Source organism: Roseibium sp. JB4-4 (assembly GCF_055693425.1).
The window spans coordinates 5,552,072-5,577,758 of record NZ_CM146333.1 but is presented as its reverse complement, the minus strand read 5'-3'; the positions used below and the strand labels follow the sequence as shown (position 1 = coordinate 5,577,758).

Sequence of the window (25,687 nt, the reverse complement as noted above, 5' to 3'; positions counted from 1 at the left end):
TGTTACGAAGCAGTTTCGGCCGGGCAGACACTTACGGCGAAGGCTTCGACGGGGTCTGAAACATTGTGCAGTTCAACAGCGCCCAGTGGCGTTGCTCCGCAATCGGCCTCGTCGGCAACATCTTTTGACGCCACGATTGGATGACCGACAACCTTGCCGTGATCGCCAAGCCGGGCGGCAATGTTGGCTGCGCTTCCAATCACGGTAAAATCCAAACGTTCTTTTGAGCCGACATTCCCGTAGGTGACTTCACCAAAGGCTATGCCGATGGCGCATGTCAGGGGAATGCCATTGCCGTTTTCTTCGGGGACCGCCAATCTTTGCACGATCCGGTCTGCACTGGCTACTGCCTGTCGGCAGGCTTTTTCGCGGTCAGAACCTGCGGGAAAAATCGCAAGAACCGCGTCGCCAATGAATTTCAGAACTTCGCCTTCATGCTCGTTGACGATTTCGGTCGTCACTTCGAAGAACCTGTTCAACTCGGACAGGTAAGCATCGCGCCCGAGTTCGGTTTCCAGACGCGTCGAATGACGCAGGTCGCAGAACAGGATCGATGCGTCGATGACTTCACCATCGCCGCGACGGATTTCACCGCCAAGAACACGTGCGCCGGTTCTCTTGCCAAGATAGGTTTCCAGGATTGTCGTTGCATTCGACGTGAGGGCAAAAACCTCAAACAAGCGGCTGATGAGTGCGGAACATTCGAAAATCAGACCCAGATTGGCTGTGGTGAAGCCATTCGGGTGGTCGGAGGCCAGCGTCAGCACGTTGATCCGACCATCGGAAAACGGCAATGGCATCGCGACATAGTCGGTAACGCCCTGCTCTTTCAAATCTTCCATGATCGGAAAATTGAATTCGTCAGGGTTGGTATCCAGTTTCTGTCGCACACCGCCCAACCCGTCGGCAACATGCTGCAGCGGACTATTTTTGAAAATCGGGCTTTCCAGAAGCTCATAAGAAGGATAGCGGCTGGTAACCTCATCCTTGTCCCGCTGCCAGATCGAATTCTGGCCTGCAATCATTGGATGAAGGGACCAGATCAAGACGCTCATCCGGCAAACAGCAACACCGTCCTCGACAAGCTTCTTGCCCAGCGCTGAAATCAGCTCTTCTGCCGTGCGTGCCGTCCAGGCTTCGCGCAGCAGCCAATCGACAATCGGCCCGGAAATATTGCCGCCAAAGGGTGTGTCCAGTTGCTTGCCGTTGTATTCGATGCGCGAGGCAACGCCGGGCATGAACGCATGGAACCCATCAACGGCCTGCCCCTCAGGCAGGGCCGTCGGGTAATGCCAGGCGCCATTTTCAATCGTCTCGCCCGAGACTAGAACATCGCTGTAGGAAGCCGTGCCTTTCAGCGGGCAGAATGTTCTGTGATCAGGTGCCGGTTTCAGATCGGCGCGGATGTCATCCTTTGGGAAATATACCACGGGAGGAAGCCGGGTTTCATACATGACACGGGCCCTGGTGGATCTTGCCAGAACAACGTTGTTCCGCCAGGCTGTCACCTCACCGGTGAGCGGCTCCACCAAAACACCATAGTCGTTTGCCGTTCGTTGCGCGCGCACTGTCATCTCAAAGAAATAGGCATCCCGGCGGGAACTGTCCAGAACGTTCAGCGGGTACTATGGGCCCAATGCCAGCAAGGTTTCCCAACAATCATCAGCCGAAACAGCTTAGCCCGTCAGACAAGACACCCGAAATGCAAGAACCGCAAACCGGGTGCTTTTCCGGTCTGCGGCTCTGAACACCCTGATAGGAATGGGTCGTGTCAGATGACTTGACGCACCTCGCTCAGAAAACCGTCCACTTCATGGCGAAGCATCTGGCCCTGCTCCGACAATCCGGCGGCAGCATGCAAAACATGGTTGGCCTCGGTTTTGGTCGATCCGGCCATGTTGGTGATCATGCCGATATTGGAACTCACCTCATTCGTACCAGCCGAAGCCTGCTCAATGTTGCGCGCGATCTCCGCTGTTGCAGCGCCTTGCTCTTCAACGGCCGCCGAGATTGCAGATGCTATTTCACTGACCTTGGAAATGGTCGTACCGATGGTCCCGATGAACTCAACGGCCTGTGAACTTGCCGATTGAATGGACTTGATCTGAGCACCGATCTCGTCGGTTGCCTTAGCGGTTTCGCTTGCCAGTTCCTTGACCTCGGATGCAACAACGGCAAAGCCTTTGCCCATTTCACCGGCGCGCGCCGCTTCGATCGTCGCATTGAGAGCCAAGAGATTGGTCTGGTTTGCGATGTCGGTGATGAGCGAAACAACTTCGCCGATCTTGTCGGAAGATTCAGCCAGCATCTTGATATCGCGATTGGCCTTTTCCACTTCGTTTACGGCTTCGCCGGCAATCTGCGCCGAATAGCTGACCTGCTGGTTGATCTCGCTTACTGACTGGGTCATCTGCTCAGTTGCCACCGCAACGGAACTGACATTGGACGACGCATTGGCGGCAGACGATGCCACTGCCGTAGCTTGCTGATCCATGGAGGTGGAGGACTGATCCATTGACCTAGCGCTGTCTTCAAGCTCGCCTGAAGCCGTCGTCACCGACTCAACCACCGTCGCCATTTTTGTTTCGAAGTTCTCGACCACCCCAGCAAAAGAACCGACGCGTTCCTCCATGGCCGCCATGGCGACATTGATCGACTCGCTGGCAACACCGAAAGCACCCGTCATGCCTTTGGTCGAAATTCGCCGGAAGTACTTGTTTTCGGAAACATATTCCAGAGAAGCCTTGGTTTCGCGCACATAAGCGTCAGACCTGTCGATCAATCGGTTGATCGCATGAAGCAGCCTGCCGGCGTCACCTTTTTCGGAAATGTTCAGAATGCGGCGCTCGAAATCACCGTCAGCAACGGCTTCCACGACTTCAAGCGCTTTCTTTATCGCAGATCTGTTGTCGCCAATCATTTTTTCCAACCTTCAAATTTGACAAATGACATTCGAGAATTGGCCAATTCAAAGACCGGCAATGAACTCGTCATAGGGAACGCCTCGTTCCTGCAGGATGCCGGAGACCATTTCCTTGGAGGATTGGAGACCGTCTTTTCTGTTGGCGTGACGGCGCTCTTCAGCAACCAGATCGGCATAAAGTGGAACGACAACTCCCTCCAGAATGCTCCGGTCCGGAACCCGCCTGTTCGAGTGGTAACCGACGACGTCACCGTTATTGTCGACGCTCGGCGTCACATGGGCGAGAACCCAGTAGTGGTCGCCGTTCTTGCAGCGGTTGACCACATAAGCAAAAATCTCGCGTCGATCCTGGATATGTCCCCACAAGAGATCAAAAACGCAGCGCGGCATGTCCGGATGGCGAATAATGTTGTGGGGTTCGCCAAGGCATTCCTTCTCGGTGTATCCCGCAATTCTGAGGAACACATCATTGCAATAAGTGATCTTGCCTTTGAGATCCGTTTTACTGACAATAATTTCATCGTCACCGAAAAACTGCTCGACACCGGTAACAATTGCATCCTTGGCCATACATCATTCTCCCTTGCAGGTAATAGTCTTAAAGACTTCCTCCAAAGATCACCTGATGAGTTGCTTTTAGAAAAACGACAGGGAAACGAAATGAAATTTTGGCAACGTTATCCGGCCCGCAAAGCGACAGAATAACTTACCAAAACTTCGCAATATTTTCCCACCCCCAGGAAATCTCGAGGTATGACCTAGCGGCAAAAATCTTGCTGAGATGTTAAATGAGCACTCAATTTTGGCATTTCACGACAAATTTTCCGCAAAATGCCAAGTAAAACTACCAGAGATTTTGATCCAAATCGTATTTCAATGCAAACGAGCATACGTGAATTCACCTATTTTCATTCCGAATACACAACCAGAAATAAAACCCAGAGTATTTCACAACAACATGGCAAGTTGTACTATCGAAAATTACGCATAGGAAACCAGACCCCGTAACAGCCGATTCTGCACACGTTGCTAGGTTGATTGTTCAAAAAGAACAATATGCCACCGTCCGCCATCGGTGCGGTTTCCTTATTCTGCAATGATCTTCAGCGCTGCTGATCAGGAATGTCGGAAGACGTTATCCTTGGCCGCCGAAGGATTTTACGCTGTGCATTCGATCTATTGGTGCTTTTCAAGCGCGGCTTCCGGCATGATAAAGCGACTTGTCGGGATCTCTGCAATGGCGGTTATCTCAACAAGCAATCTGGCATCATAAAGCGATGAGACTTCCAAAGTTGTTGTGACAGGATACGGCGCGTCGAAGAACCGTAACCTTATTTCGGAACAGCGCATGAACGCTTGAATATCTGTCGTAAACTGCTGGAGCGAAACGATGTCGCTCATTCGTCCACCCATAGCGCCAAGAACATCGGATATGTTCTTTAAGACCTGGGTGACTTGAGCAGCCATGTCTCCCTCACCGACAACCTCCCCATCCCGATCGAGCGAAACTTGCCCCTTCAGGTAGACTGTTTTTCCATCTCCAGCGATTACAGCCTGAGAGAAGGCACCAAATGGATCCCAAGTATTTGGAGGGTCAAAGCTTTTTGCCATGTCACTGCCTAGCTGTTCGGTGGTTGCACCATTCTGAATATCCAAGACCCTTTCAACGGCTTGAACCCTATAAATTGAATATAACATAATATGCTCATTTTGAGCAAAATATAATTCTCTTTTGGTCGCCACTCAATTTGGCTTCATCGCCTGCATCCGGCCTTGCAGGCAGCGTTACCTTGCCTCCGGCCGAGAGCCGAAACTCAGCTTTGATATGCGGGTATGATTCAAGAATTGGCGGAGCACAAAAGGGAGCGATGCCCGTTCTCCGTGACTGAAGGGGGCTTAATCTTGCTCGTCTTTGCTTGCGAGATGAGCAGCAAGCTCTTTCGATGATGGACAGCTCTGGAACTTTATCTTCTGGATCTTCGCGTTGAGACACTGCCGCATAATTTGTCTGAGCGTTGCCCCGATATCCCAACTGCTGTCATCGGCAACGAAACCTTGTTGAAGAGATCTTCGATCCCCTCAAGAACGCTCGCGCATTGCTTCCCGCAATGAAAATGCGGCGCCCTCACGCTTGTATTCATCAAACTCGGGGCAAACTAAGCGGTCGTGATGGCCTTCACCTCCAGAAAATCCTCAAGGCCGAATTCACCGTATTCGCGGCCGTTCCCCGATTGCTTGTAGCCACCGAAAGGCACATCCCAGTCCGGACTGCCGCCGTTGATGTAAACGCTTCCCGCGCGCAGCTTTCGCGCAACCCGGTTTGCGCGTTCCCGATCACCTGTTTGCAGATAGGCGGCAAGTCCATATGGCGTGTCGTTTGCCATGGCGATCCCCTCTTCCTCGGTTTGAAAGGGGGTCATGACCAGAACCGGGCCGAAAACTTCCGTTCGTGCAATGGCCATTGAGTTGGTTACGTCGGCGAAGACGGTTGGCTTGACAAAAAAGCCCCTGTCAAAACCATCCGGTTTGCCAGGACCTCCGGCAACAAGTCTGGCACCGTCGGCAATGGCACGTTCGATATGACCCTGAATTTTTTCATACTGCAGACCGCTTATCACAGGCCCGATATGCGCTCCTTCCCGTGCCGGGTCACCCACCTTGGTTTGACCGGCAAACTCTGCCGCGAGGTCTACGGCCTGATCGTAAACCTTTGCCTCCACCAGCAACCTGGTCGGTGCATCACAGGATTGGCCTGAGTTTAGGAAGCAGCTCTCCAGAGAGTAGCGGATGGCAGGTTCCAGATCCGCATCGGCAAAAAGCAGATTTGCAGACTTGCCGCCAAGTTCGAGCGCGACACGCTTTACCGTGGGAGCTGCGTTCTTTGCAACAGAAACCCCTGCCCGCGTCGAACCGGTAAAGGACATCATATCAATGTCCGGATGTGCGGACATTGCCGCACCGACGGTTGGGCCATCACCGATGACCAGATTGAAGACGCCGGCAGGACAGCCTGCTTCATCAAGTATCTCGGCAAAAAGCAGTGCGGAAAGAGGCGCAATTTCACTCGGCTTCAGAACCATGGTGCATCCCGCCGCAAGCGCTGGAGCAACCTTTGCAGCGATCTGATTGATCGGCCAGTTCCAGGGTGTGATCAGACCACACACGCCAACAGGCTCATGCACGATCAAACTTCCGCCGCGCGGCGACGGTCTCTCGAAACGATGTGATTGCAATGCTTCCAGTGTTGCCGTCAAATGGCCGATACCAGCCGGCGTCTGCTGTTCGCGGGCGAAGGTTTGAGGTGCCCCCATTTCCAGCCGGATCGCCGTGTCCATTTCAGGTGTTCGCCGTTGGTAGACTTCAATGATCCGCTTGATGAGCATAGCCCGTTCGTCGACAGACGTTTCAGCCCAGCCCGGAAACGCTCCTCTTGCAGCCGAGACTGCTCTATCGACATCGGCCGTGGTACCCATCGAGATTACGGCTACCGCTTCTTCGTTTGCAGGATTGACCACGTCCATTTCATCAGGGCCAAGCGGATCAACCCAACTTCCACCGATATAGAATTGGCGCTTTTCAATCATCCGCCCACACCTTCCCGCTTTTCGCAATTGCCTACATGCCCGTTGGGCTTTACCTCATATCCTGGCTCTTCCGGTTCGTCGTCAATCATTTCGGGTGGAAATCCGTTGGCTAGGACGTCAAGTCCGGTCGCTTCTTCCAACCTCCTGATAATATTGGGCGAAAGTTCCCTCGCACCGTATCTGTCGATTGCATCGGCAAAGATACGGTTCAGCAATGGAGACACTTCCAACGGTACATTGTGATTTTCAGCCAGGGCCTGGAAAAGTCCGATGTCCTTGGCAACCAGGTCCATCGTGAAGGAAATGTCTCTAGAGCCATTGAGGATCACCTGGCTTTCCGTCTCGTGGACGAAGGAATTGCCGGACGAGATCCGGATGGCCTCGTAAGCCGTGTTCAGGTCCATTCCGGCAGCCTTGCAGGTCACCAGCGCCTCTGCCAATGAGACAAGGTTTGCGGTCGCAAGGTAATTCGTGACAACCTTCAAGATGGAAGCAGAGCCGATGTCACCCGTATGAAGAACCCGTCGGCCAAGCACGGTCAGGAAAGGCAAGGCCTTTTCGAACGTCTCGCGGCTACATCCTGCAAAGATCGAAATATTCCCGGTTGCGGCACGGTGACAGCCACCGGAAACCGGACACTCGATCGCTTCGCCGCCTGCGGCGATGACGCGCCCGGCCAAGCGTCTTGTCTCATTGGCATCTGTGGTCGACATCTCTGCCCAGATCTTGCCAGGTCCAATACCGTCCAGAAGGCCATCCTGCCCTTCGACAACCACTGCACAGGCCGACGGCGTCGGCAGGCAGGTGATGACAACGTCGCATCTTTTAGCCATTTCCTTGGGCGTGGCGGCACGGTTGGCACCTAGAGACACGAATTTCTCGACGAGAAGCGGATTGAGATCATGAACGTCCAGCTCATAACCATTGCGCAATATGCTTCCGGCCAGTTTTCCGCCGACGTTACCAAGACCTATGAAACCGACACGCATGAAAGGTGCCCCTCCGACATCTGATTGAACTCGTCTTCAGTTTGTCGCTCGAGGCTGGAAAAGAGAAATGATATAATTTAGAGATATTACGCTGTTTTTTTATGAATGAGCGCGATGCTGTCTGTCCCGAACCTCCAATGGCTCAGAAGTTTTGAAGCTGCGAGCCGGCTCGGCAGCTTCACGGCCGCCGGAGAAGAACTTGGCCTGACCCAGGCTGCCATCAGCACTCATATCAGAGCTCTGGAACAGCAGCTTGGGCATCAGCTCCTTTTTCGAAGCACGCGAAAAGTGGACCTGACAGCCAGCGGCAAGGCCTATCTGCCCTCTGTTCGCAAGGCGTTGACGGATCTCGCCGTGTCAACAACAGGTCTCTTTGGAACAACATCTCCGGGTTCAGTCACCATTCGAGCGCCAATTTCCGAGGCTGTTCTCATCATTGCGCCAGCCCTTGCCTCCTTTCAAAACGGACATCCTGAGATAGAGATCAGGCTGCTCTCCGCCATTTGGGCGGATACGGTTCTTGAAACCGGCATAGATATCGAAATCCGCTTGGGCACAGGGAATTGGCCGGGCACTCATGCGGAGGCCCTTGGCCCGGAAACCGTCATTCCCGTCTGTCACCCGGATCATGCAGGAACTCTCAAATCAGCGGCAGATCTGGCAGAATACCCCTTGATCCACATTCTTGGATTTGAAAATCACTGGACAAGATTCTTTGAAGCGCAGGAAATATCAATGCCTGCGGATCGCGGTATCACAGTCGACACATCTCTTGCCGCAGTCGAGTGGGCGGCAGCAAAGGGAGGTGTCGCGCTGCTTCTGGGGCGCGTTGCAAGACAGCTGGCCTCAAGTGGACGCCTTGCCATTCCCTTTGAAACGACCATTCCCTCGCTGCAGACCCATTATCTCCTTCACCGGGAAGGATCTTCAGTGCGAAAACCATCAACGCAAAAAGTTGAATCCTGGCTCAGAGACCTGTTCCGATAATGCGATCAAGTCACTCTGCTGCAAACAGTTTTGCCGTCATCGCAAGGCTTGCCCCGCAGGGCTCTTCCGCTTCACTGTCCTGCGCATCCCCTGCTCCATCAGCCGGACGCAGATTGACGAAGTCATAAAGCGACCTGTCCATAAGATGAGACGGGCGCGTGTGCGCAAGAGCCCTTGCCATAACTCCCAGCCGACCGGGTGTCTGCTTTTCCCAACCCTGGAGCATGCGTTTGACTTCTTCACGTTGCAGACCGTCCTGAGAGCCACAAAGATTGCAGGGAATAATGGGGAACTCCATCCGAGCTGAGAATTTGGCGATGTCACTCTCGGCCGCATAGGCAAGCGGGCGCAACACAAGCAGATCGCCCTCATCATTGATCAGTTTCGGCGGCATTGAGGCGAGCCGGCCACCATGGAAAAGGTTCATGAAGAACGTTTCAAGGATGTCTTCCCTGTGGTGCCCAAGAACAATTGCCTCGCATCCCTGCTCTCGTGCAACCCGATAAAGGATCCCCCGCCTCAGGCGTGAACACAGCGAGCAGTAGGTCCGGTTCTCAGGGATCTTGTCGGTAACGATGGAATAGGTGTCTTCGCGAACAATGAGATGTTCAATACCGTTTTCCTCAAAGAACCTCGGCAGCACATCGACGGGAAACCCCGGTTGGGCCTGATCCAGGTTGCAGGCTAGAAGGTCCACGGGCAACAGGCCGCGCCATTTCAACTCGATCAGAACCGCCAGAAGCGTGTAACTGTCTTTGCCGCCGGACAGGCAGACAAGCCATTTTGGACGCTTTTCCAGAGTTGCGCCCGTGGGCAGCATTCCAAAATCGCTGATCGCTTCGCGCGCCTGACGCAGCAGGCGCTTGCGCAGCTTTTTAAAGTCAACACTGGAAGGCACGTTGCGCAGGATCGCCGGAACGTCTGTGTCCGTGTCGTTTGCAATATCATTCATGCAGGCAGCCTTCGCAGCGTTGGAGAAACCATCCGCGCTGATTTAAACGATTGTCTCAAGAAGTCCAAGTTGGATGACCAGGCAATCCACGCACCCCGGCAAACAACGCAAGATTGAACTAGTGGTTGCAGCTTTCAATTATCCACGAAAGCGTTGTAGTGTGATCAGTGCTTGCTGGGGGGTGGCATTAAGGTCCTGAGGTTACTCAGGAGGAGGATATTGTTTTGACTGTTACGCTCGACATTCAGCAGCCTCAACCATTCGATCTTGTAGGCTCCAAAATCATGATCGCTGGAAATGCTGCCGCGTTTGAAGGCACACTGAGTATCCGCGTCTCTGAAGGACATGACGAGTATTCATCCTTCACGACGGTTGGCGCGCTTGGGCTGAGGCAATTTCAGGGATCTATTGATATCCCGGACACCAACAGTTTCCAGCTGAACCGCCTGTTCCTGACCCTTGCCGACGACACCGGGAACGAAAACGGACCCTCCGTCGTTATTCCGGTTCTTTTCGGGCCCAAGATCATGCCCGGTTACGGAGGGTGGCAGCCCTACACAGTAAAACCCGGTGATACGCTGACCAAAATTGCCCAGGATCAGTATGGCAACTCCAACTTTCAACCGATTTTTGAAGCCAACCAGCACATCTTGAGCGATCCCAATCTCATTTTTCCAGGTCAGCTCTTACGCATTCCACGAAACGACATCTAAACCGATGCCAGTTGGCACGTTTCACGTTTAGGCGCGCGAGATGCCAGCCTGCTCCAAATACAAAAAGGCCCGCCGGTCTGGCGGGCCTTTCAAATTCTTCGAAATCGAATATTCGACGACTGTTAGCGTGAATAGAATTCGACGACCAGATTCGGTTCCATCTGCACCGGGTAAGGCACATCGGAAAAACCAGGGATCCGATTGTAGGTAGCAGTCATCTTGTTGTGATCTGCATCGACATAATCCGGAACATCGCGTTCTGCGGACTGGATAGCTTCCAGAACCAGAGCGAGCTGCTTGGATTTTTCGCGAACTTCGATCACATCACCCGGGCGCAGCTGGTAGCTCGGGATATTGACGCGCTTGCCGTTGACCTTGATATGACCGTGGTTGATGAACTGACGGGCAGCAAAAACGGTCGGGACGAACTTGGCGCGGTAAATGACTGCATCCAGACGGCGCTCCAGAAGGCCGATCAGGTTTTCGGAAGTATCGCCCTTGAGACGGGATGCTTCGCCGTAAACCTTGCGGAACTGCTTCTCGGAAATGTTGCCGTAGTAGCCTTTCAGCTTCTGCTTTGCGCGGAGCTGAACACCGAAGTCAGACAGTTTGCCCTTGCGGCGCTGTCCGTGTTGACCAGGGCCGTATTCACGTTTGTTGGCTGGGCTCTTCGGACGACCCCAGATGTTTTCGCCCATCCGGCGGTCGATTTTGTACTTAACGCTGTGGCGCTTTGACATCGCGGTTTCCTTTGAATTCGCGTTGTTGTTCTAAAAAGGAAACGCGCCCTCCTTTATCTTCACAGGACACAAAAGTGTACTGTTCTGATCGACAGGGACCCGGCTAGACGGCGCCGGCCGGAATACCCACGGGTGCGTAGTGCCGGAAGGCAAAACCCGCCGGACCGCGCGGATGTACAGCCGGGTCCGTGGAATGTCAATGTGCCGCCGGCAAAACTCATCCAAAAAGACTTAAAACCCAAGAATTTGTGGGACAATCCGGCTTATTTCAGACCGGCGACCCACAATAATCTCCGATTTTCGACCGGCCGCTCACAAAACAGGCAAATTAATGCATACATTTAGAAAATCTTAATTGCAGTTTTTCACTATGCAATCAACGTTACAACCCTTGGGAATAATGTCAGTAACGCACGGTCCTAACTTCCCCGAAACTTAGCGTACCCTTGGGAAGCTGGACCTTGAGTATAGGATCTCGGATGTCAGCGAATCGCCATTCAGTTCAACAGGCTGATCTGGAAAGCACAGACGTGCTTTTCCGGACGCGTGATGAAATGCTGAATGCACTGGACTTTGCCTTGCAGCCGATCGCGGACATCGGAACCGGCGTCGTCTATGGCTATGAGGCTCAGGTCCGAAATGCCGAGTTCGGACATGCTCCCTCCCCGGAGACCTGATCAGGCAAGCCCATGCCCTCGGATTTCTAGCCCAGTTGGAAACCGAGCTTTTCCGCAAGGCTCTTTTGCGTTTTCAGGACCTTAGGATCGCACAGGGAACCAAACTTTACTTCAAGTTGGATGGCCGCAATCTTGGTGAGGAAGGCGACCCTCGCCTGGGCCTAAGCGAGATCGTATCCGAGCTCGGCCTTAACACCAACCAGATCTGCCTGGAGTTTTCCGAACGCTACCAGGAAGTATTTACCGACGTTGCACATCATGCATTGAATGATCTGCGCCAGCTCGGGTTCCTCATCACGCTAGACGATTTCGGCCGTGGCTCTTCCGAGTTGCGTCTGCTGCACGACATGTCGCCGGACTATGTGAAGATCGATCGCTTTTTTCTGAACGATATAGACAGTGACGCGCGCCGGAAGCTGTTTGTAACAACTGTGGCAAATCTTGCGCACGTTCTCGGCTCTCGAGTGATTGCAGAAGGCGTGGAAACCGAGAAGGAATTCAAGGCTTGCCGAGATGCGGGCTGCGACCTCATCCAGGGACAGTTCGTTGCCAAGCCTTTCCAAAAGGCGGCGCACGCAAAGTTGTTCTACGAACATGTCCGGGCACCGGGCATCGGCCGGAAACGGCGGGAGGAACAGGACAGGATCCGCAACGAGCTCCTGAACTTACCAACCATTCAATTCAACGCCTCGATGAATGAACTGCTCGATATGGTCGTGCACAATCAGGATTCCAGCGTTATCCCTGTTCTTGATGCCAACAACGAACCACGGGGTTTGATCCACGAGCGGGATCTGAAAGCATATCTTTATTCAGGCGGACCTGACGATGACGACGCCAAGGCGGCACTCGATTTCCCTATGCGGTCTTTCGTGCGCGCCTGCCCCATAGCCGACATTGACAGCAACGCCGACATGCTTCTGGTGACCTTTGCGTCGTCGATCAATTCGGATGGGATCATCATCACCGAGAACTTTCGCTATTGCGGCTTTCTTTCGGCGACATCGCTTCTGAAAATCATCCATGCCAAGCGTTTGCAGGAAGCTCAGGACCAAAACCCGTTGACGCGCCTGCCGGGCAATGGAGCGATCACCAAGTTCATCTCGGATTGCGCGCGCAAGAGCAGTCATGATCGACATCTGTGCTACATGGATTTCGACAATTTCAAACCTTTCAACGATACCTATGGTTATCGTCAGGGCGACAGGGCAATTATCCTGTTTGGAGAATTGGTGCAGCGTCACGTTTCCGGCACGGACACATTCCACGGACATCTCGGCGGCGACGATTTCTTCGCTGGATTCATGAATGCAGACCAAACCGATGTCGCGGCGCGCATGCTCGCACTTAAAAGAGCGTTCCGCGTGGATGTCGAAAGCTTTTATGACGCCGAACACCGCGCACAGGGCTTTATGGTGGCACAGGATCGGTTCGGGACCACGCGCCAATTCCCGCTGTTGCAATGTTCGATTTCAATCCTGAGCCTGCCAAAGGGTTTAAGGGTCCCACCCAACAAGCTGAACGACGAAATCATCGCCCTGAAACGTGCCGCCAAACGGTCCGATGATGGTCTGGCAGTAAAGTTTCTGGCTGCCTGACGCGCAGGGCCTCCCACCTCGCTTTGTCAAGTTTCCTGACACAAGTCTAACGATTGACTTTGCCAGCCTGGTCAAAAGCAGGTGACGCACCTTTGAGTAAGGTCAGACCAAACCCGGCAAGCAGCCTATCCAAAGCTGGATTATCAGGGTGCGATGTGAAAACAGCGCGATCCTGAATGCGGCCCGATGAACCAGTATTTGCATCGCCCAAGACCCGCATCAATTGCCGCGCAATGGCTTCTGCCGGGTCCAGCCAGTCCACCGGCCAGGGGGCAATCTTGCGGAACCTGTTTGCCAGAAACGGGTAGTGGGTGCAGGCCAGCACAACAATGTCCGTACGTTTGCCATCGCGTTCCAGAAAACAGTCTTCAATTTCTGTCAGGAGGTCGCCGTCGCCGACAGCTTCACCGCGCAGATGTCTTTCAGCGAACTCGGCAAGAAGGTCAGAGCCAACCAGGCGCACATGGCACTTGCTGGCAAAACTGTCAATCAGGCTTCTTGTATAGGTCCGGCGCACCGTGCCGGGTGTCGCCAGTACGGAAATGAGACCGGAAGATGTCTGCTCCGCTGCAGGTTTGATTGCAGGCACCGTGCCGACAAAGGGCACGTCCGGATGGGCCTTGCGAAGATGCCCCCCGGCAAGGGTGAATGCCGTATTGCAGGCGATGACTACCGCCTTTGGCTGATGCTCCTCAATCAATCTTTCAAACAGCGCTAGAACGCGGGCTTTGAGCTCTGGTTCAGGCCAGCGGCCAATTGGAAACGCAGCATCGTCGGCAACGTAGAGCAAAGGCTCACCTGGCAACAGATATCGCGCCTCGCGCAGGACCGTGAGTCCACCAAGACCTGAATCGAAAATCAGAATTGGTCTCGTCACGCTCACAAAGCTCCCTTACTCTTCGTTGTCCGCGTCACCGCGCTCTTTGCGCGGACGTGTCTGACGTCCTTCGAGCGAGGCAATCACCCCACGCAATGCTCGAACTTCCTGTTCGGTCAGCTCCGCTTTCTGGAATATGTTCCGCAAGGTCCTCACCATGTGGGGGCGCCGCTCGGGCGGGCGAAAGAAAGTAGCCGTGTCCAATGCACTTTCCAGATGCTCGAAGAACCTGAGGATGTTGTCTTTCGTTGCCGGTGGATGCTCTTCGTCGGACAGAAGAAACGGCAGCGCGCCGGACGTTGCTGTCTTGCGCCATTCATAGGCGCAAACCAGCACCGCCTGTGCGATGTTCAGCGACGCAAAATCGGGGTCCACGGGCAAAGTGACAATTTCGTCCGCCAGGGCAATTTCCTCGTTGTTCAACCCCCATCGCTCGCGCCCGAAGAGATAGCCGGTGGCGTATCCCTGGTCTCCAAGCGACACGGACTTTTGCGCCGCTTCGTCCGGTCCGCGCACTGGCTTGGGCACTTCGCGCGATCGCGCCGTTGTCGCATAGACAAATCGCAGGTCGGCAATCGCGGCTTCGACACTGTCGAACACCTGAACCTTTTCGATGACATGGTCTGCACGGCTTGCCGCGGCCTTTGCCTTTTCGCTCGGCCATCCGTCACGCGGGTTGACGATCCGCAGATCAACGAGACCGAAATTTGCCATGGCCCTGGCAGCTGTTCCGATGTTCTCACCAAGTTGCGGCTCACAAAGGATCACCGCAGGCGGTTTTGCGGTAACCGCCCTGGCTTCTTCTCTGATATTTGCATTCTTGCTCATACCGCGGGGATGTAGCCGAACCGGATCAACTTGGAAAGACTGCTCAAACTATTCCTCAAGTTTGGGGACTATGTGTTCGCGACAGCGCAGAATTCTCCCGCGCCAAGGCGGAACGCCTCCTTCGTGAACTCGTAAAACGATTTGATCTTCCGCCCGGCCCGCCCCTCAGCGCTATAGACAAACGAAATCGGTGCATCAGGAGCATCAAGACACCCCGGCATCACTTCAACAAGACGGCCGCTCTCAAGTTCATCCTTGACCGCAAGGCGCGACTTGACGGCAAGGCCAAGGCCTTCGAGTGCTCCGCTGGTCAGCATGTCGGAGTTGGATACAAAAATACTGCGCGACACCGACAGACGGCGTTTTCTGCCCTTGATGTCCTTGACGTCAAATTGTGTCTGCCAGGGAAGGCAAACCCAGGGCTTATCCCGAAGGTCTTCAAGCGAAGTCGGCTTGCCGTGGTCCGCGAGAAAGCCGGGAGAGGCACAGACAATCCGGTCATTGTCGCTCAGCTTTCGCGCGATAAGAGCGCTGTCGGACAGCTTTCCAACCCTGATCGCACAGTCCTGGCCCTCTTCAACCAGCGAAACGAACCGATCAACCGCCAGGAATTCCAAGGAGAGGTCAGGATGTTGTCGTCGAAACACAGTCAGTTGGGGCAAGAGAAACCGCGACAGGATCCAGGGCGACAGCGTTACTCTCAGATGTCCACGCAGATGGGGCGTTCCACTGCCAACCTCAAACTCAGCCTGCTGCAGGTCTTCCAAAATGACCTCGACACGCTCCAAAAAAACCTGGCCTTCGTCAGTCAGCCGGAAATTCCGGCTGTTGCGGTGAAAGAGAGTGACATTCAAGACGCTCTCCAACTTGACAATCCGATGGCTGACCGTGGCGGCCGATAGCCCCTGCTGCACGGATGCGGAAGTTATCCCGCCACATTTCGCTACGGTCACGAATGTCTGAAGATCGGGCACGCTATACATTTGAATTTTTCGAATTCTGGTTTCAATTTTGGAGCAGTTTCCCAGAAAAAATAAAACAATTAAACCCTCTTTACCCAAATGAGGAGGACGTAATGAAAAAACTACTTGCCGCCGCCGGCCTTGTTGCCGCCCTCGTCGTTCCAGCAGGTGCGGAAGATATTGAGACCTATTTGAACTTCGAAAAGTCTATGCCCCCAGGCAATCTGGCCATTGGCCCCGATGGACGCATGTTCATGTCCGTGCATGAGTTTTATGGACCGGAGCTGCGAGTGGTTGAAGTCTTCAGCGACGGCAGCACCAAACCCTATCCGACTGAAGATTGGGCCCGGGCGCCAAAAGAAGACGGCAATGGGCTGAACGGCGTCCTGGGTCTGAGGGCTGATCGCGACGGCATTTTGTGGATGCTGGACGGACAAGGCGAAAACCGGACAGGACGCATCGTCGGGTGGGATACCAATACCGAAACGCTACACGCCATTCACTATATCGGCGAGCCGGTTGCCCGGCCTTCTTCTTTCCTCAACGACCTGGCGGTCGACCGTGATCACGAGGCGATCTACATCTCCGACACTGGCGATGGGGTAAATTCGGCATTGATCGTTGTTGATCTTGAAACAGGCCGTGCCCGCCGCGTGCTGGAAGGAACGGAATTTACGACACCTGAGGACATTCCCATGATCATTGATGGCCGTGAGATTCTTCTAGGCGGCAATCCGGCCAAGATCGGCGTCAATCCAATCACGATCGACCCGACCAACACCTGGGTCTATTTCGCACCGATGACGGCCAGCGCGATGTACCGTGTTCAAACCAAGGACCTGCTTGACGAAAGTCTGAGCGACGACGAACTGGCAACGCGCGTCGAACGCTACGGTGACAAACCGATATCAGACGGGTCGACCGTCGATACAGGCGGCAATGTCTATATCACTGCAATGACCGACAATGCGATCGGTGTCATCAGGCCGGACGGCAGTTATGAAGAGCTCTTTCAGTCTGACGAGGACCTGCCCTGGCCAGATGGATTTTCGATCGGCGCCGACGGTTATGTCTATGCGACCATCAACGAATTACACCGCTCACCCGTGTTGAACGGTGGTGAAGACGCCTCGTTCGGCACCTACCGGATCGTCAGATTTCCGGCATTGAGCACTGCCGTAAGCGGTCGGTAGTTCAAATCAGATCGCAATTTTCCCCATCAAAAAACCGGCGTGCGCTCCTTGTGGAGTGCGCGCCTTATGGAGAGTTTCAATGGCAAAGATGGTTCATTCCTGCATCAGGGTTCTGGACGACGTCAAATCAGCTGACTGGTACAAAAGCGCGTTCGAACTGGAGATAGCCGACCAACTTGATTTTGATGCGTTTCGCCTCACCTACCTGAAAAACGAGACAACCGGGTTCGAACTGGAACTCACCTTGAACAAGGAGCGCAAGTCTCCTTACGACCTCGGGGACGGCTATGGGCATCTTGCCGTAACGGTTGCAAATCTCGAACATGACCATGCCAGACTTGAAAAGCTCGGCATCGAAACCGGCGACATCGTCGACTTTGCTCCGGCAGGCCGCCGCGTTGCACGCTTTTTCTTCGCAACTGATCCGGATGGCTACAAGATCGAGGTGATTGAGCGCGGCGGACGATTTCGGTAGGAAACTCAACGCAATGCTTTGCTAGAGCGTGGGCATTTGACGAACGGGAACGATCACTTGTGTCCTTTCAAACCCCTTCAGCTCAAAAGTCGGTGCGCCATTGGTTGAAATGCCGGTCAGCTCGGCAACTTTTTCAGACACAACCGTCTGGCCATTGACCAGAACTGCAGATGAAAGGATCCGTGCCGCGAGGTTAACGGTCGGGCCGATGGCAGTGAAATCGAGCCTGTCCGAGGCACCGATATTGCCATATTGCAACGGACCCAGATGCACAGCTGCCCGGAAAGGTGGCGCGTCATCGGAAAAAACCGGTTCCTCGGCGCCACCCGAGGCTTCCCGGAGTGCCTCAAGTGCAGCGTCACAAGCTGACCGATCATCGAGTTTCTCCGAGATTGGAAAAATAGCCAACAGACCGTCACCCATGAATTTCAGGACTTCGCCGCCGCGCGCAACGATTGGTGGCACCAGGCAATCATAGAAGCGGTTGAGCCGGGCAAGAACTTCATCCGCTGAGGCGGAATTGGAGAACTTTGTGAAGGCGACAAGATCCGCAAACACAACGCAGGCCGTGATCTCTTCAAGGTCGCCCCGGTGCACCCGGCCGGAGAGGATCTTGTACCCACTGTCGCGACCGACATACGCCGACAGCAGATTGGCGGCATTGAGCCTCAGCATGTAGGTTTCGGTGAGGCGTGCAAGTGGCAGCCGGATCTTCTCAAGCGCCACCATCATGTCGTCGTCAAATCCCCCTTCTGCCTTCGTTGCCCAGCTGACAAGGTGAGTTTCACCGGTCGTGAAGAAGAGTGGCTGGACAACATAATCCGTTATCCCCTCCTTCCGGAATTCCTTGAGGATCAGAAAGTCGTCCGGACAATCCGGATCACATAGTTTCCGGCGCAACATCTTGCCCGATTTCAATACGGTTGGCAGAGGGTTGTTCAGGTATTCAACACCATCGAATGCCGTCATGTCGGCATCCGACTGATCGACTCCCTCACCCTTCAACCATCGAAACCGGCGGCCCTGAAGATTGGGGTGAAGCGTATAGATGAACAGAGCAAAACGTTCCACAGGCAGACCTGTTTCAAGAAGGCCGTCGCAAATACCGCCGACAATTGCTCTTGCATCCGCGCTTGGCCGGGCACCATCCAGCATCCACAGGAACAGGTCATCAAGCTTGCCGGTATCGATCATATTGCCCCTTTCCCTCCGCCATCTCGCTATCTTCACAGGTCAGGAAAACAATACGCTCAGAGCCTGCTCTGACCTTGCTTCCATCGTCGGAATGGCCTCATTGAGACCAGACTGTTCCTGTTTCAAATTTCCCACAGGTGAAGTCATGCCCATGCCGCAAACCTATTTTCATGCATCACGTGATTTCGATGCCTTCATCAAAGATGTTCGTGACACCTGCATGCTGCAAACGCACCATCAGGCCTATCATACGCTAAGGGCTGTCCTGCACACATTTCGCTCTCATCTGACCGTCGTCGAAGCACTTCGATTTGCCGACATTCTGCCTGCCGTCACGCGAGCAATCTTCGTTGAAGACTGGATACCATTGGAAACACCTGCGCCTTTTCCGGACCGTCCGGCATTGATCATGGAAATGAAAGCGGTGCGCCAGGATCACAATCTTGCGCCCAACAGCGCTATTGAAGACGTTGCCGCGGCGCTTAGAAGATCTTCCATCGATGAACAAGCCCTTGAAAGGATTCTGGCAATCCTGCCTGACGGTGCGGCGGAGTTCTGGAAGGCGTGACGCGGCCAGGTCTCCTGAACCAAAGCGAACCTTTTACGAAGGGTGTAAGCGCGCGCCTTGAAGCAAAACCAGGTCGGCTGCTAAATTCTGGTGCTATCTTTTGAACTTCAAGGCCAAAGCGCGTGCAAACAGATCCGAGCCAGCACATTTCCTTTCAAAGGTCTGTTGGAAAATCCCTGCTCATCCTGTCTCTGTGCATGCCCTTCGTCATGATCGGCCTGTTTGTCGCAACAGGCGCCTTCGATGCTCCCGGCAATCAAGGCGATGGATTGATTTTCGGCCTCATATGCGTTGTCTTTTTCGGGTTTTTGGGGGTCTACGGCACTATTCGACTGATCAGGAACCCACGGCAGGCGATCGAAATCGGGCCGGACGGTATCAGGGACACGAGGATTTCCGAAAAGATTATTCCCTGGACCAAGATCATCGAGATAACGACCTGGAGCAGCCGCGGCTCATCCATGATCATGCTGGAACTGGAGCCGGAATTTGAAAAGTCCCTGAACCAGTCGAAATTCTACAGGGCCTACAAATTCGCAAATCGCCTCGTCGGAGCGAAAGGTCACTGCCTCAATCCCGTCGGTTACAGTGTCAGTTTCAGCGATTTCAGCAACACGATCGCCGAATACGCGAGTGCCCATCATTCCCCTGCCATGGACGACTGAAACCCGGCTCCGGTTTTGCCCCAATTGCCTTTTCGCAGCCGTTTGTTAGAACTCCCCCAAACATCCCCCGCCTTGTCCCTCCGTAGGGCTGGCAATTGATTGCGTACAATTGTATACGCTACACGAAATTCACTCCGGAACGGCGAACCGCCGGTCCGTCAGATCGCACTTCAAACACTGGGAAATGTGAGAGAAATGGCCGATATCATCTATACCAAGGTCGACGAAGCGCCCGAACTGGCGAGCGCCTCATTCCTGCCGATCATCCGCGCCTTCACCAAAGCCGCCGGCTTGACCATCGGCACCAGGGACATTTCGCTGGCCGGTCGTATCCTCGCCAATTTCCCTGATTATCTGACCGACGCGCAAAAACAGTCCGACGCTCTTGCCGAACTCGGTGAAATGGTCAAGCAACCGGGCGCGAATGTCATCAAACTGCCAAACATATCAGCCTCTCAGCCACAGCTGAACGCGGCGATAAAGGAACTGCAGGATCAAGGTTACAAACTGCCGGACTATCCGGCAGATCCAAAGACGGATGAAGAGAAGTCGGTCAAGGCACGCTATGACGCCATCAAGGGTTCAGCAGTGAACCCGGTTTTGCGTGAGGGCAATTCCGACCGGCGCGCCCCGAAAGCCGTCAAGGAGTATGCCAAGAAGAACCCGCACCGCATGGGCGAGTGGCTTCCTTCTTCAAAGACCCACGTGGCAACGATGGGTCAACATGATTTCCGGTCGAACGAAAAGTCCGTAACCATTGCTGCAGCTTCCGTTGGCACTGCAAAGATAGAATTTGTTGGCAAGGATGGGGCGGCCTCGACGCTCAAAAGCGACTGGCCGCTTGAAGAAGGCGACGTCATTGACGCCACCTACATGAGTGTAAGAGCGCTTTCGGCTTTTCTTGCAAAGGAAATTCAGGACGCCAAGGACCAGGGTGTACTCTTTTCGCTGCACATGAAGGCAACGATGATGAAGGTCTCCGATCCGATCATCTTCGGTCATTGTGTCAAAACATTCCTGAAAGGCGTTTTTGACAGGCATGCTGCGACTTTTGACGAGCTTGGCGTCAATCCAGACCTCGGCATCGGCGATCTGGAAGCAAAGGTTGCGACCCTTCCCGCGGACAAGGCGGCGGAAATCCAGGCCGACATAAAGGCAGCCTTTGGCAACGGTCCGGACATGTACATGGTGAACTCCGACAAGGGCATCACCAACCTGCATGTTTCTTCCGACGTCATCATTGATGCGTCGATGCCCGCGTTGATCCGCGCAGGTGGCAAGGGCTGGGGCCCGGATGGCAAGGAACATGACGCCAAGTGCGTGATCCCCGACAGCTCCTATGCAGGCGTTTATTCCGCTGTGATCGACTTCTGCCGGGAAAACGGCGCGCTCGATCCAGCCAAGATGGGCACGGTTCCCAATGTCGGTTTGATGGCCCAAAAGGCCGAGGAGTACGGCTCTCATCCGCAAACCTTCAAGGCACCCGCGGACGGTACGATCCGTGTGGTTGATGCCGCAGGCACAACCCTGATCGAACATGGTGTTGAAGTAGGCGATATCTGGCGGGCCTGCCGCACCAAGGACGCGCCGATCCGCGATTGGGTCAAGCTTGGCGTCACCCGTTCGCGACTGTCCGGCATGCCTGGCATATTCTGGCTGGACAAGTCTCGCGCACATGACGCGGAACTGCTCAAGAAGGTCGAAGCCTATCTGCCGGATCACGATACATCCGGTCTTGATCTGAAAGTTATGGCACCGACAGAAGCCGCCAAATATTCGACCGAGCGGATCGCCCGCGGCGAGGACACCATTGCCATCACCGGCAACGTCCTGCGCGACTACCTGACCGATCTTTACCCGATCCTCGAAGTTGGCACCTCGGCAAAAATGCTCTCTATTGTTCCGCTTATGAACGGTGGCGGGCTGTTCGAAACCGGCGCCGGCGGGTCTGCTCCGAAACATGTTCAGCAATTGCAGGAAGAAAACTACCTGCGTTGGGATTCACTCGGTGAATTCTGCGCTCTCGGCGCCTCTCTGGAGCACCTTGCCAACGTCAAAAGCAACGGCAAGGCCCAGGTCCTCGCAGATGCCCTGGACAAGGCGATTGAAGGCTTGCTCGACAATGACAAGTCTCCTGCCCGTCGGGTTGGCGGCCTCGACAACCGCGGCAGCCACTTCTACATCGCGCTTTACTGGGCAAAAGCACTCAGCGAGCAGGATCAGGATACAGACCTGAAGGCTCATTTTGCGCCGATTGCCGCTGCGCTGTCGGGTGGCGAAGAGACAATTGTCGGTGAACTCAACGGCGTGCAGGGCAGCCCGGCCGACACCGGCGGTTACTATCATGCGCCTCAGGACAAAGTTGATGCAGTTATGCGGCCGAGTGCAACGCTGAATGGCATCATCGGTTGACCCGATACTTAAACCTGTGTTTGAAAAGGCGGCTTCGGCCGCCTTTTTTTGTTTCGAACACAATCACTTCCGGATCCAGCCAATGAATTTTGAACAGGGTGCATTTTCAAAAATCGTGACCAATGGCGCTGACGAGGAATTCGTCCTGCACACAGCATCAAACGACCCGAAGCATTTGCACTGGTGGGCCGAGACCTGTTTCATGTTTCATGCATTGAGCAAGGGCGACAGATCAAACCTGCAAGGTTGCATCGATCTGCTGGAGGAGGACAAGATCCCTGTTTTCATGACGGGTCTCGCGTCCGTGACAAACGAACTTTACACGCGCCTGTCTTACCTGGGCTACACAGAAGTGGACCCGGATGGCGTACCTGAGAACCTGACAGAAATCCTGAAAGCTCATACGCTTACCGACTATGGCGTGAAATACCTGTCCGATTTCTATGGTGCACAATCCGCCCAGATGGAACATCTCGGCGGTGATATCGAACCGATCCGCCAATTCACTGTGTCGTTTTCTCGCCTTTGGGACCATCACGAAACGTTTTCCGTCGAAACGCTCATGATGCTGCGCCACTTTTTCTCAGATCCCAAACACGCTCTTGAAAGCAACTTCACAGAAGGTTCAGGTCGGCTTTTCGAGTTGTATTCGCAATTGGGCGTCATCGAATTCGTGGAAGATGGGACGCTGGTGACGCCAACGTTTCTGGGCGCGGTCAACGTCCCGTTTCTGTTTGACATTCTGCTCTTTCAAAAGGGCGGAACGCGAACTCACTAGGTAAGAAGCATGATTTTTGGCCGCACGAGATGCAGGCAATCGTGCGCTCTCGGTCGCTGATGAATACCAGCGTGAATGGCCGGCCAAAGGCTACCTCTGTCATACCCGACCGTGAGAAGTCGCTTCACCAACGCGTCGCATTTGACCCGGTGTCTGGCTGAACTGCCGCTTGAAGGCACGGTTGAAGGCAGCTTCTGAGCTGTAGCCGATATTCTCCGCAATATCGATCAGCGGCAGGTCCGTATCCCGGATATCCCGCCGCGCCTTTTCCATGCGCCAGTGCGTGACATAAGCAAGTGGGGTCATGCCAACGAGATCGGTGAAACGTTCGGCAAACACGGTGCGCGACATGCCTGCCTCGCGGGCGAGTGTTTCAACCGTCCAGGGCTGCTCTGGTGCCAGATGGATCTGAGACATTGAACGTCCAAGCCTGGGATTGAGAACGGCAGCAAGACACCCCGCCCTGTCGCCCTGCTGATCGACAAAGGTGCGCACCACCTGAATGAAGATGATCTCCGTCAGTCTGTGCACGATGGCATCGGAACCTGGCAGTGTTGCGCGGACTTCGCTGGAAACGAAACGCATCACGGTTTCCAGCCAAAAGGCATTCATAGTCTCTGTATTGGGGACATGGATAACCTCAGGCAATGCCTCCAGGATCGGGTGCACGGATCCGTCCTCAAACTCAAAATGACCGCAAAACAGCTTGCAGCTTTGCTCTTCTTCCGGTCCACCGAAGTAAAGCGCTCCTTCGCCCGTATAGCCGGTGTCCTGAAGGACCTGATCGACAGATGTGGCCTCCCTTCCAAGTTCATCGCACAGGACATGGGCCGCGCCGTGCGGAATAACGACGAGGTCTCCGGTGGCGAGATAGATGGGTGCGGAGTGCCCCTCGACCTTGAGCCAGCAGGCACCACGCATAGCCATGTGGAACCGGGCAACGTTGCCAAAGTCGGGCACCTGCACCGCCCAGGGTGGCGAGAAATTGGTGTGAAAGTAAATCGACCCACGCAGTTTCAGTGCATCCAGGATCTGGCTAAGAGCATCATGTCTCATGGCATTCCACAATCAGACTTGTTTGGTCCATCTATTGCAGCGTTCAGGCAAAAGTCGCAAGCCTCCCGGACGATCAGTCAATTTTCGAGGATTTTCGCGCATAGATCAATCGGGTCATGCGGATCATCTTAATCCTCGAGAGGCACCCGCCTCCATCCAACCTTTATTCAGGAGCTCGATATGAACATCCGCTTTGTTACCAAGACCATCCATGCCTATCTGGACTATCCGGTCGCGCTTGGCCTCATTGCACTGCCTATGGCACTCAATCTGGGTCAGCCCAATCCGCTTGCCTTCTGGCTTTCAGTCGTCACCGGTGTCGCAGCGTTGATCCTGACCGTATTGACTGATCACAAGACCGGTGTGATCAGAGTGCTGCCTTATTCGTTCCATTTGATCGTTGATTTTGCGGTTGGTGTCGTCTTTTTGGCAGCCCCACTCGTCCTTGGCTTTAAGGGCATCGACCTTGCCTATTACATCGTCAACGCCATTGCGGTTCTGACCGTGGTCTCTCTACACAAGCCAGATGTTGCCGAACCTCAAATTGCCTGAAGCCACAAAATACAGCCAGCTTGCTGGCAGACCTGCCAACTTCCTTGACTGAAAGACGCCGGCTTCCAGCCGGTGTTTTCTTTTGAGCCTCAGCCGGACGATCTGCAAATTTTGAGGGATCTTTGCACATGGATCAATCGAGTAGTCGAACGCAAAGTATCCCTGGCCGTTGCGAAAGCCGGTCACCCAACTTTCAAACCCCAGTTAGGAGAATAGACTATGTCCCTGTCCAAGACACTTGTCGCAGCTGCGCTGCTGAGCTTCGCAAATCTGTCCGGACCCGCATTTTCGGCAGACGAATACAACACATCCAGTGGCCTGACAGCCGCAGGTGCGCCGCTTGGAATGCATGGTGTCGATCCTGTCGCATTCGTCAATCTTGGCAACCGGATCGATGGCGCGGCACGTCATACAGTCGTTCACGACGACGTTGCCTACTATTTCTCTTCGAAAGAAACCATGGACAAGTTCACGGCTGACCCTGCCGCGTATTTGCCGCAGAATGGTGGCTTCTGCACTTTCGGAGTTTCAGTCGGCAAAAAATTCGACGGCGACCCGCAGTTTGCCGCGGTCGTTGACGACAAGCTTTACCTCTTCCTGAACGAGGACATCTTTCGCGAATTCCAGAAGGATGAATCAGGAACCATCGCCAAGGCCGCTCAGAACTGGAAGAAGATCCGCTCAACAGCAGTTAGCGAGCTATAAGCTTCGTCCAATAGCGAGGTAAAGACGATGGGCAGATCAGGTGCGTCACAGGCGCACCTGATCTTCGTTGTGCGGGCGCTGGCAACCAGCCTTTTCTTCGTTGCTCGGTCGCCACACCACTTTGACAATTACCTGTCTGGAAAAATTCCCGATTGCAAATTTCCGGACCAATGCCTATGTCACTGCCACCGCAACAAGCGGTAATTATTCTTTTTGAAAACGGGATGCCGGACATGACGATCATGCACCGCACGCCCAA

Annotated in this window: 25 protein-coding genes; 12 read left to right on the top strand and 13 right to left on the bottom strand. The window is 54.3% G+C overall.

What is annotated here, in order from left to right:
* Positions 1–2: 2 nt before the first annotated feature.
* The 6 genes from ACZ1HV_RS26240 to ACZ1HV_RS26215 all read right to left on the bottom strand — a co-directional run bounded on the left by ACZ1HV_RS26240 (position 3) and on the right by ACZ1HV_RS26215 (position 7,496).
* Positions 3–1,574: a DUF427 domain-containing protein gene (locus ACZ1HV_RS26240; protein WP_298960051.1), complete on the bottom strand. Its 1,572-nt coding sequence runs from the start codon at positions 1,572–1,574 to the stop codon at positions 3–5.
* A 197-nt stretch (positions 1,575–1,771) separates the two neighbouring features.
* The gene (locus tag ACZ1HV_RS26235; protein ID WP_472716788.1) at positions 1,772–2,920 is read right to left on the bottom strand and encodes a methyl-accepting chemotaxis protein; all 1,149 of its coding nucleotides are present in this window, start codon (positions 2,918–2,920) and stop codon (positions 1,772–1,774) included.
* A 48-nt stretch (positions 2,921–2,968) separates the two neighbouring features.
* Positions 2,969–3,493, bottom strand: coding sequence for a PAS domain-containing protein (locus tag ACZ1HV_RS26230; protein WP_298960046.1), 525 nt, complete (start codon positions 3,491–3,493; stop codon positions 2,969–2,971).
* Between the two features lie 606 nt (positions 3,494–4,099).
* Positions 4,100–4,666 (bottom strand): RidA family protein, encoded by a 567-nt coding sequence (locus tag ACZ1HV_RS26225; protein ID WP_472716787.1) that lies wholly within the window; start codon positions 4,664–4,666, stop codon positions 4,100–4,102.
* Positions 4,667–5,079: 413 nt separating this feature from the next.
* Positions 5,080–6,507, bottom strand: a complete 1,428-nt coding sequence (locus ACZ1HV_RS26220) for an aldehyde dehydrogenase family protein (RefSeq protein WP_472716786.1) — start codon at positions 6,505–6,507, stop codon at positions 5,080–5,082.
* Positions 6,504–7,496: an NAD(P)-dependent oxidoreductase gene (locus tag ACZ1HV_RS26215; protein ID WP_472716785.1), complete on the bottom strand. Its 993-nt coding sequence runs from the start codon at positions 7,494–7,496 to the stop codon at positions 6,504–6,506. The genes ACZ1HV_RS26220 and ACZ1HV_RS26215 overlap by 4 nt, the downstream gene beginning before the upstream one ends.
* Before the next feature lie 114 nt (positions 7,497–7,610).
* On the opposite strand from ACZ1HV_RS26215, the gene ACZ1HV_RS26210 reads away from it, so the two are divergent.
* Positions 7,611–8,483, top strand: coding sequence for a LysR substrate-binding domain-containing protein (locus ACZ1HV_RS26210; protein WP_472716784.1), 873 nt, complete (start codon positions 7,611–7,613; stop codon positions 8,481–8,483).
* 10 nt (positions 8,484–8,493) lie between these two features.
* On the opposite strand, the gene ttcA is transcribed toward ACZ1HV_RS26210, so the two are convergent.
* On the bottom strand, positions 8,494–9,435 hold the full coding sequence (gene ttcA, locus ACZ1HV_RS26205) for a tRNA 2-thiocytidine(32) synthetase TtcA (RefSeq protein WP_472716783.1): 942 nt from the start codon (positions 9,433–9,435) through the stop codon (positions 8,494–8,496).
* A gap of 224 nt (positions 9,436–9,659) precedes the next feature.
* Here ttcA and ACZ1HV_RS26200 point away from each other — a divergent pair, with 224 nt between their 5' ends.
* Positions 9,660–10,148 carry a LysM peptidoglycan-binding domain-containing protein gene (locus tag ACZ1HV_RS26200; RefSeq protein WP_152501076.1) on the top strand — a complete coding sequence of 163 codons (489 nt, stop codon included), beginning with the start codon at positions 9,660–9,662 and terminating at the stop codon, positions 10,146–10,148.
* A gap of 122 nt (positions 10,149–10,270) precedes the next feature.
* Here ACZ1HV_RS26200 and rpsD read toward each other — a convergent pair whose 3' ends face one another.
* A complete protein-coding gene (rpsD, locus tag ACZ1HV_RS26195; protein ID WP_298821877.1) occupies positions 10,271–10,888 on the bottom strand; it encodes a 30S ribosomal protein S4 in 618 nt (205 codons plus the stop codon).
* 479 nt (positions 10,889–11,367) lie between these two features.
* Between rpsD and ACZ1HV_RS26190 the strand changes: the two genes are divergently transcribed.
* Both ACZ1HV_RS26190 and ACZ1HV_RS26185 read left to right on the top strand, forming a co-directional pair.
* Positions 11,368–11,565 (top strand): hypothetical protein, encoded by a 198-nt coding sequence (locus ACZ1HV_RS26190; protein WP_472716782.1) that lies wholly within the window; start codon positions 11,368–11,370, stop codon positions 11,563–11,565.
* A 35-nt stretch (positions 11,566–11,600) separates the two neighbouring features.
* Positions 11,601–13,163, top strand: a complete 1,563-nt coding sequence (locus ACZ1HV_RS26185) for an EAL domain-containing protein (RefSeq protein WP_472716781.1) — start codon at positions 11,601–11,603, stop codon at positions 13,161–13,163.
* Positions 13,164–13,209: 46 nt separating this feature from the next.
* Here the strand turns inward: ACZ1HV_RS26185 and murI are convergent, their stop codons facing one another.
* The 3 genes from murI to ACZ1HV_RS26170 all read right to left on the bottom strand — a co-directional run bounded on the left by murI (position 13,210) and on the right by ACZ1HV_RS26170 (position 15,851).
* Positions 13,210–14,040 carry a glutamate racemase gene (gene murI, locus ACZ1HV_RS26180; RefSeq protein ID WP_472716780.1) on the bottom strand — a complete coding sequence of 277 codons (831 nt, stop codon included), beginning with the start codon at positions 14,038–14,040 and terminating at the stop codon, positions 13,210–13,212.
* A gap of 15 nt (positions 14,041–14,055) precedes the next feature.
* A complete protein-coding gene (locus ACZ1HV_RS26175; protein WP_472716779.1) occupies positions 14,056–14,868 on the bottom strand; it encodes an RNA methyltransferase in 813 nt (270 codons plus the stop codon).
* 68 nt (positions 14,869–14,936) lie between these two features.
* Positions 14,937–15,851 (bottom strand): LysR family transcriptional regulator, encoded by a 915-nt coding sequence (locus ACZ1HV_RS26170; protein ID WP_298960023.1) that lies wholly within the window; start codon positions 15,849–15,851, stop codon positions 14,937–14,939.
* A 92-nt stretch (positions 15,852–15,943) separates the two neighbouring features.
* On the opposite strand from ACZ1HV_RS26170, the gene ACZ1HV_RS26165 reads away from it, so the two are divergent.
* Together ACZ1HV_RS26165 and ACZ1HV_RS26160 are read left to right on the top strand one after the other, a co-directional pair.
* Positions 15,944–17,023: an L-dopachrome tautomerase-related protein gene (locus ACZ1HV_RS26165; protein ID WP_298821872.1), complete on the top strand. Its 1,080-nt coding sequence runs from the start codon at positions 15,944–15,946 to the stop codon at positions 17,021–17,023.
* 79 nt (positions 17,024–17,102) lie between these two features.
* Positions 17,103–17,498 (top strand): VOC family protein, encoded by a 396-nt coding sequence (locus tag ACZ1HV_RS26160; RefSeq protein ID WP_298821871.1) that lies wholly within the window; start codon positions 17,103–17,105, stop codon positions 17,496–17,498.
* A 21-nt stretch (positions 17,499–17,519) separates the two neighbouring features.
* Here ACZ1HV_RS26160 and ACZ1HV_RS26155 read toward each other — a convergent pair whose 3' ends face one another.
* Positions 17,520–18,692: an adenylate/guanylate cyclase domain-containing protein gene (locus tag ACZ1HV_RS26155; RefSeq protein WP_472716778.1), complete on the bottom strand. Its 1,173-nt coding sequence runs from the start codon at positions 18,690–18,692 to the stop codon at positions 17,520–17,522.
* 145 nt (positions 18,693–18,837) lie between these two features.
* On the opposite strand from ACZ1HV_RS26155, the gene ACZ1HV_RS26150 reads away from it, so the two are divergent.
* The 4 genes from ACZ1HV_RS26150 (at position 18,838) to ACZ1HV_RS26135 (ending at position 23,115) form a co-directional block, all read left to right on the top strand.
* A complete protein-coding gene (locus tag ACZ1HV_RS26150; RefSeq protein ID WP_298960009.1) occupies positions 18,838–19,260 on the top strand; it encodes a DUF2267 domain-containing protein in 423 nt (140 codons plus the stop codon).
* Positions 19,261–19,382: 122 nt separating this feature from the next.
* Positions 19,383–19,925 carry an STM3941 family protein gene (locus ACZ1HV_RS26145; protein ID WP_472716777.1) on the top strand — a complete coding sequence of 181 codons (543 nt, stop codon included), beginning with the start codon at positions 19,383–19,385 and terminating at the stop codon, positions 19,923–19,925.
* A gap of 195 nt (positions 19,926–20,120) precedes the next feature.
* Positions 20,121–22,337, top strand: coding sequence for an NADP-dependent isocitrate dehydrogenase (locus tag ACZ1HV_RS26140; RefSeq protein ID WP_472716776.1), 2,217 nt, complete (start codon positions 20,121–20,123; stop codon positions 22,335–22,337).
* Between the two features lie 82 nt (positions 22,338–22,419).
* The gene (locus tag ACZ1HV_RS26135) at positions 22,420–23,115 is read left to right on the top strand and encodes a hypothetical protein (protein WP_472716775.1); all 696 of its coding nucleotides are present in this window, start codon (positions 22,420–22,422) and stop codon (positions 23,113–23,115) included.
* A gap of 99 nt (positions 23,116–23,214) precedes the next feature.
* Here ACZ1HV_RS26135 and ACZ1HV_RS26130 read toward each other — a convergent pair whose 3' ends face one another.
* On the bottom strand, positions 23,215–24,171 hold the full coding sequence (locus ACZ1HV_RS26130; protein ID WP_472716774.1) for an AraC family transcriptional regulator: 957 nt from the start codon (positions 24,169–24,171) through the stop codon (positions 23,215–23,217).
* A gap of 180 nt (positions 24,172–24,351) precedes the next feature.
* Between ACZ1HV_RS26130 and ACZ1HV_RS26125 the strand changes: the two genes are divergently transcribed.
* Positions 24,352–24,723 carry a hypothetical protein gene (locus ACZ1HV_RS26125; RefSeq protein ID WP_472716773.1) on the top strand — a complete coding sequence of 124 codons (372 nt, stop codon included), beginning with the start codon at positions 24,352–24,354 and terminating at the stop codon, positions 24,721–24,723.
* A gap of 219 nt (positions 24,724–24,942) precedes the next feature.
* Positions 24,943–25,428, top strand: a complete 486-nt coding sequence (locus ACZ1HV_RS26120) for a YHS domain-containing (seleno)protein (RefSeq protein WP_472716772.1) — start codon at positions 24,943–24,945, stop codon at positions 25,426–25,428.
* The last annotated feature ends 259 nt before the right edge of the window (positions 25,429–25,687 follow it).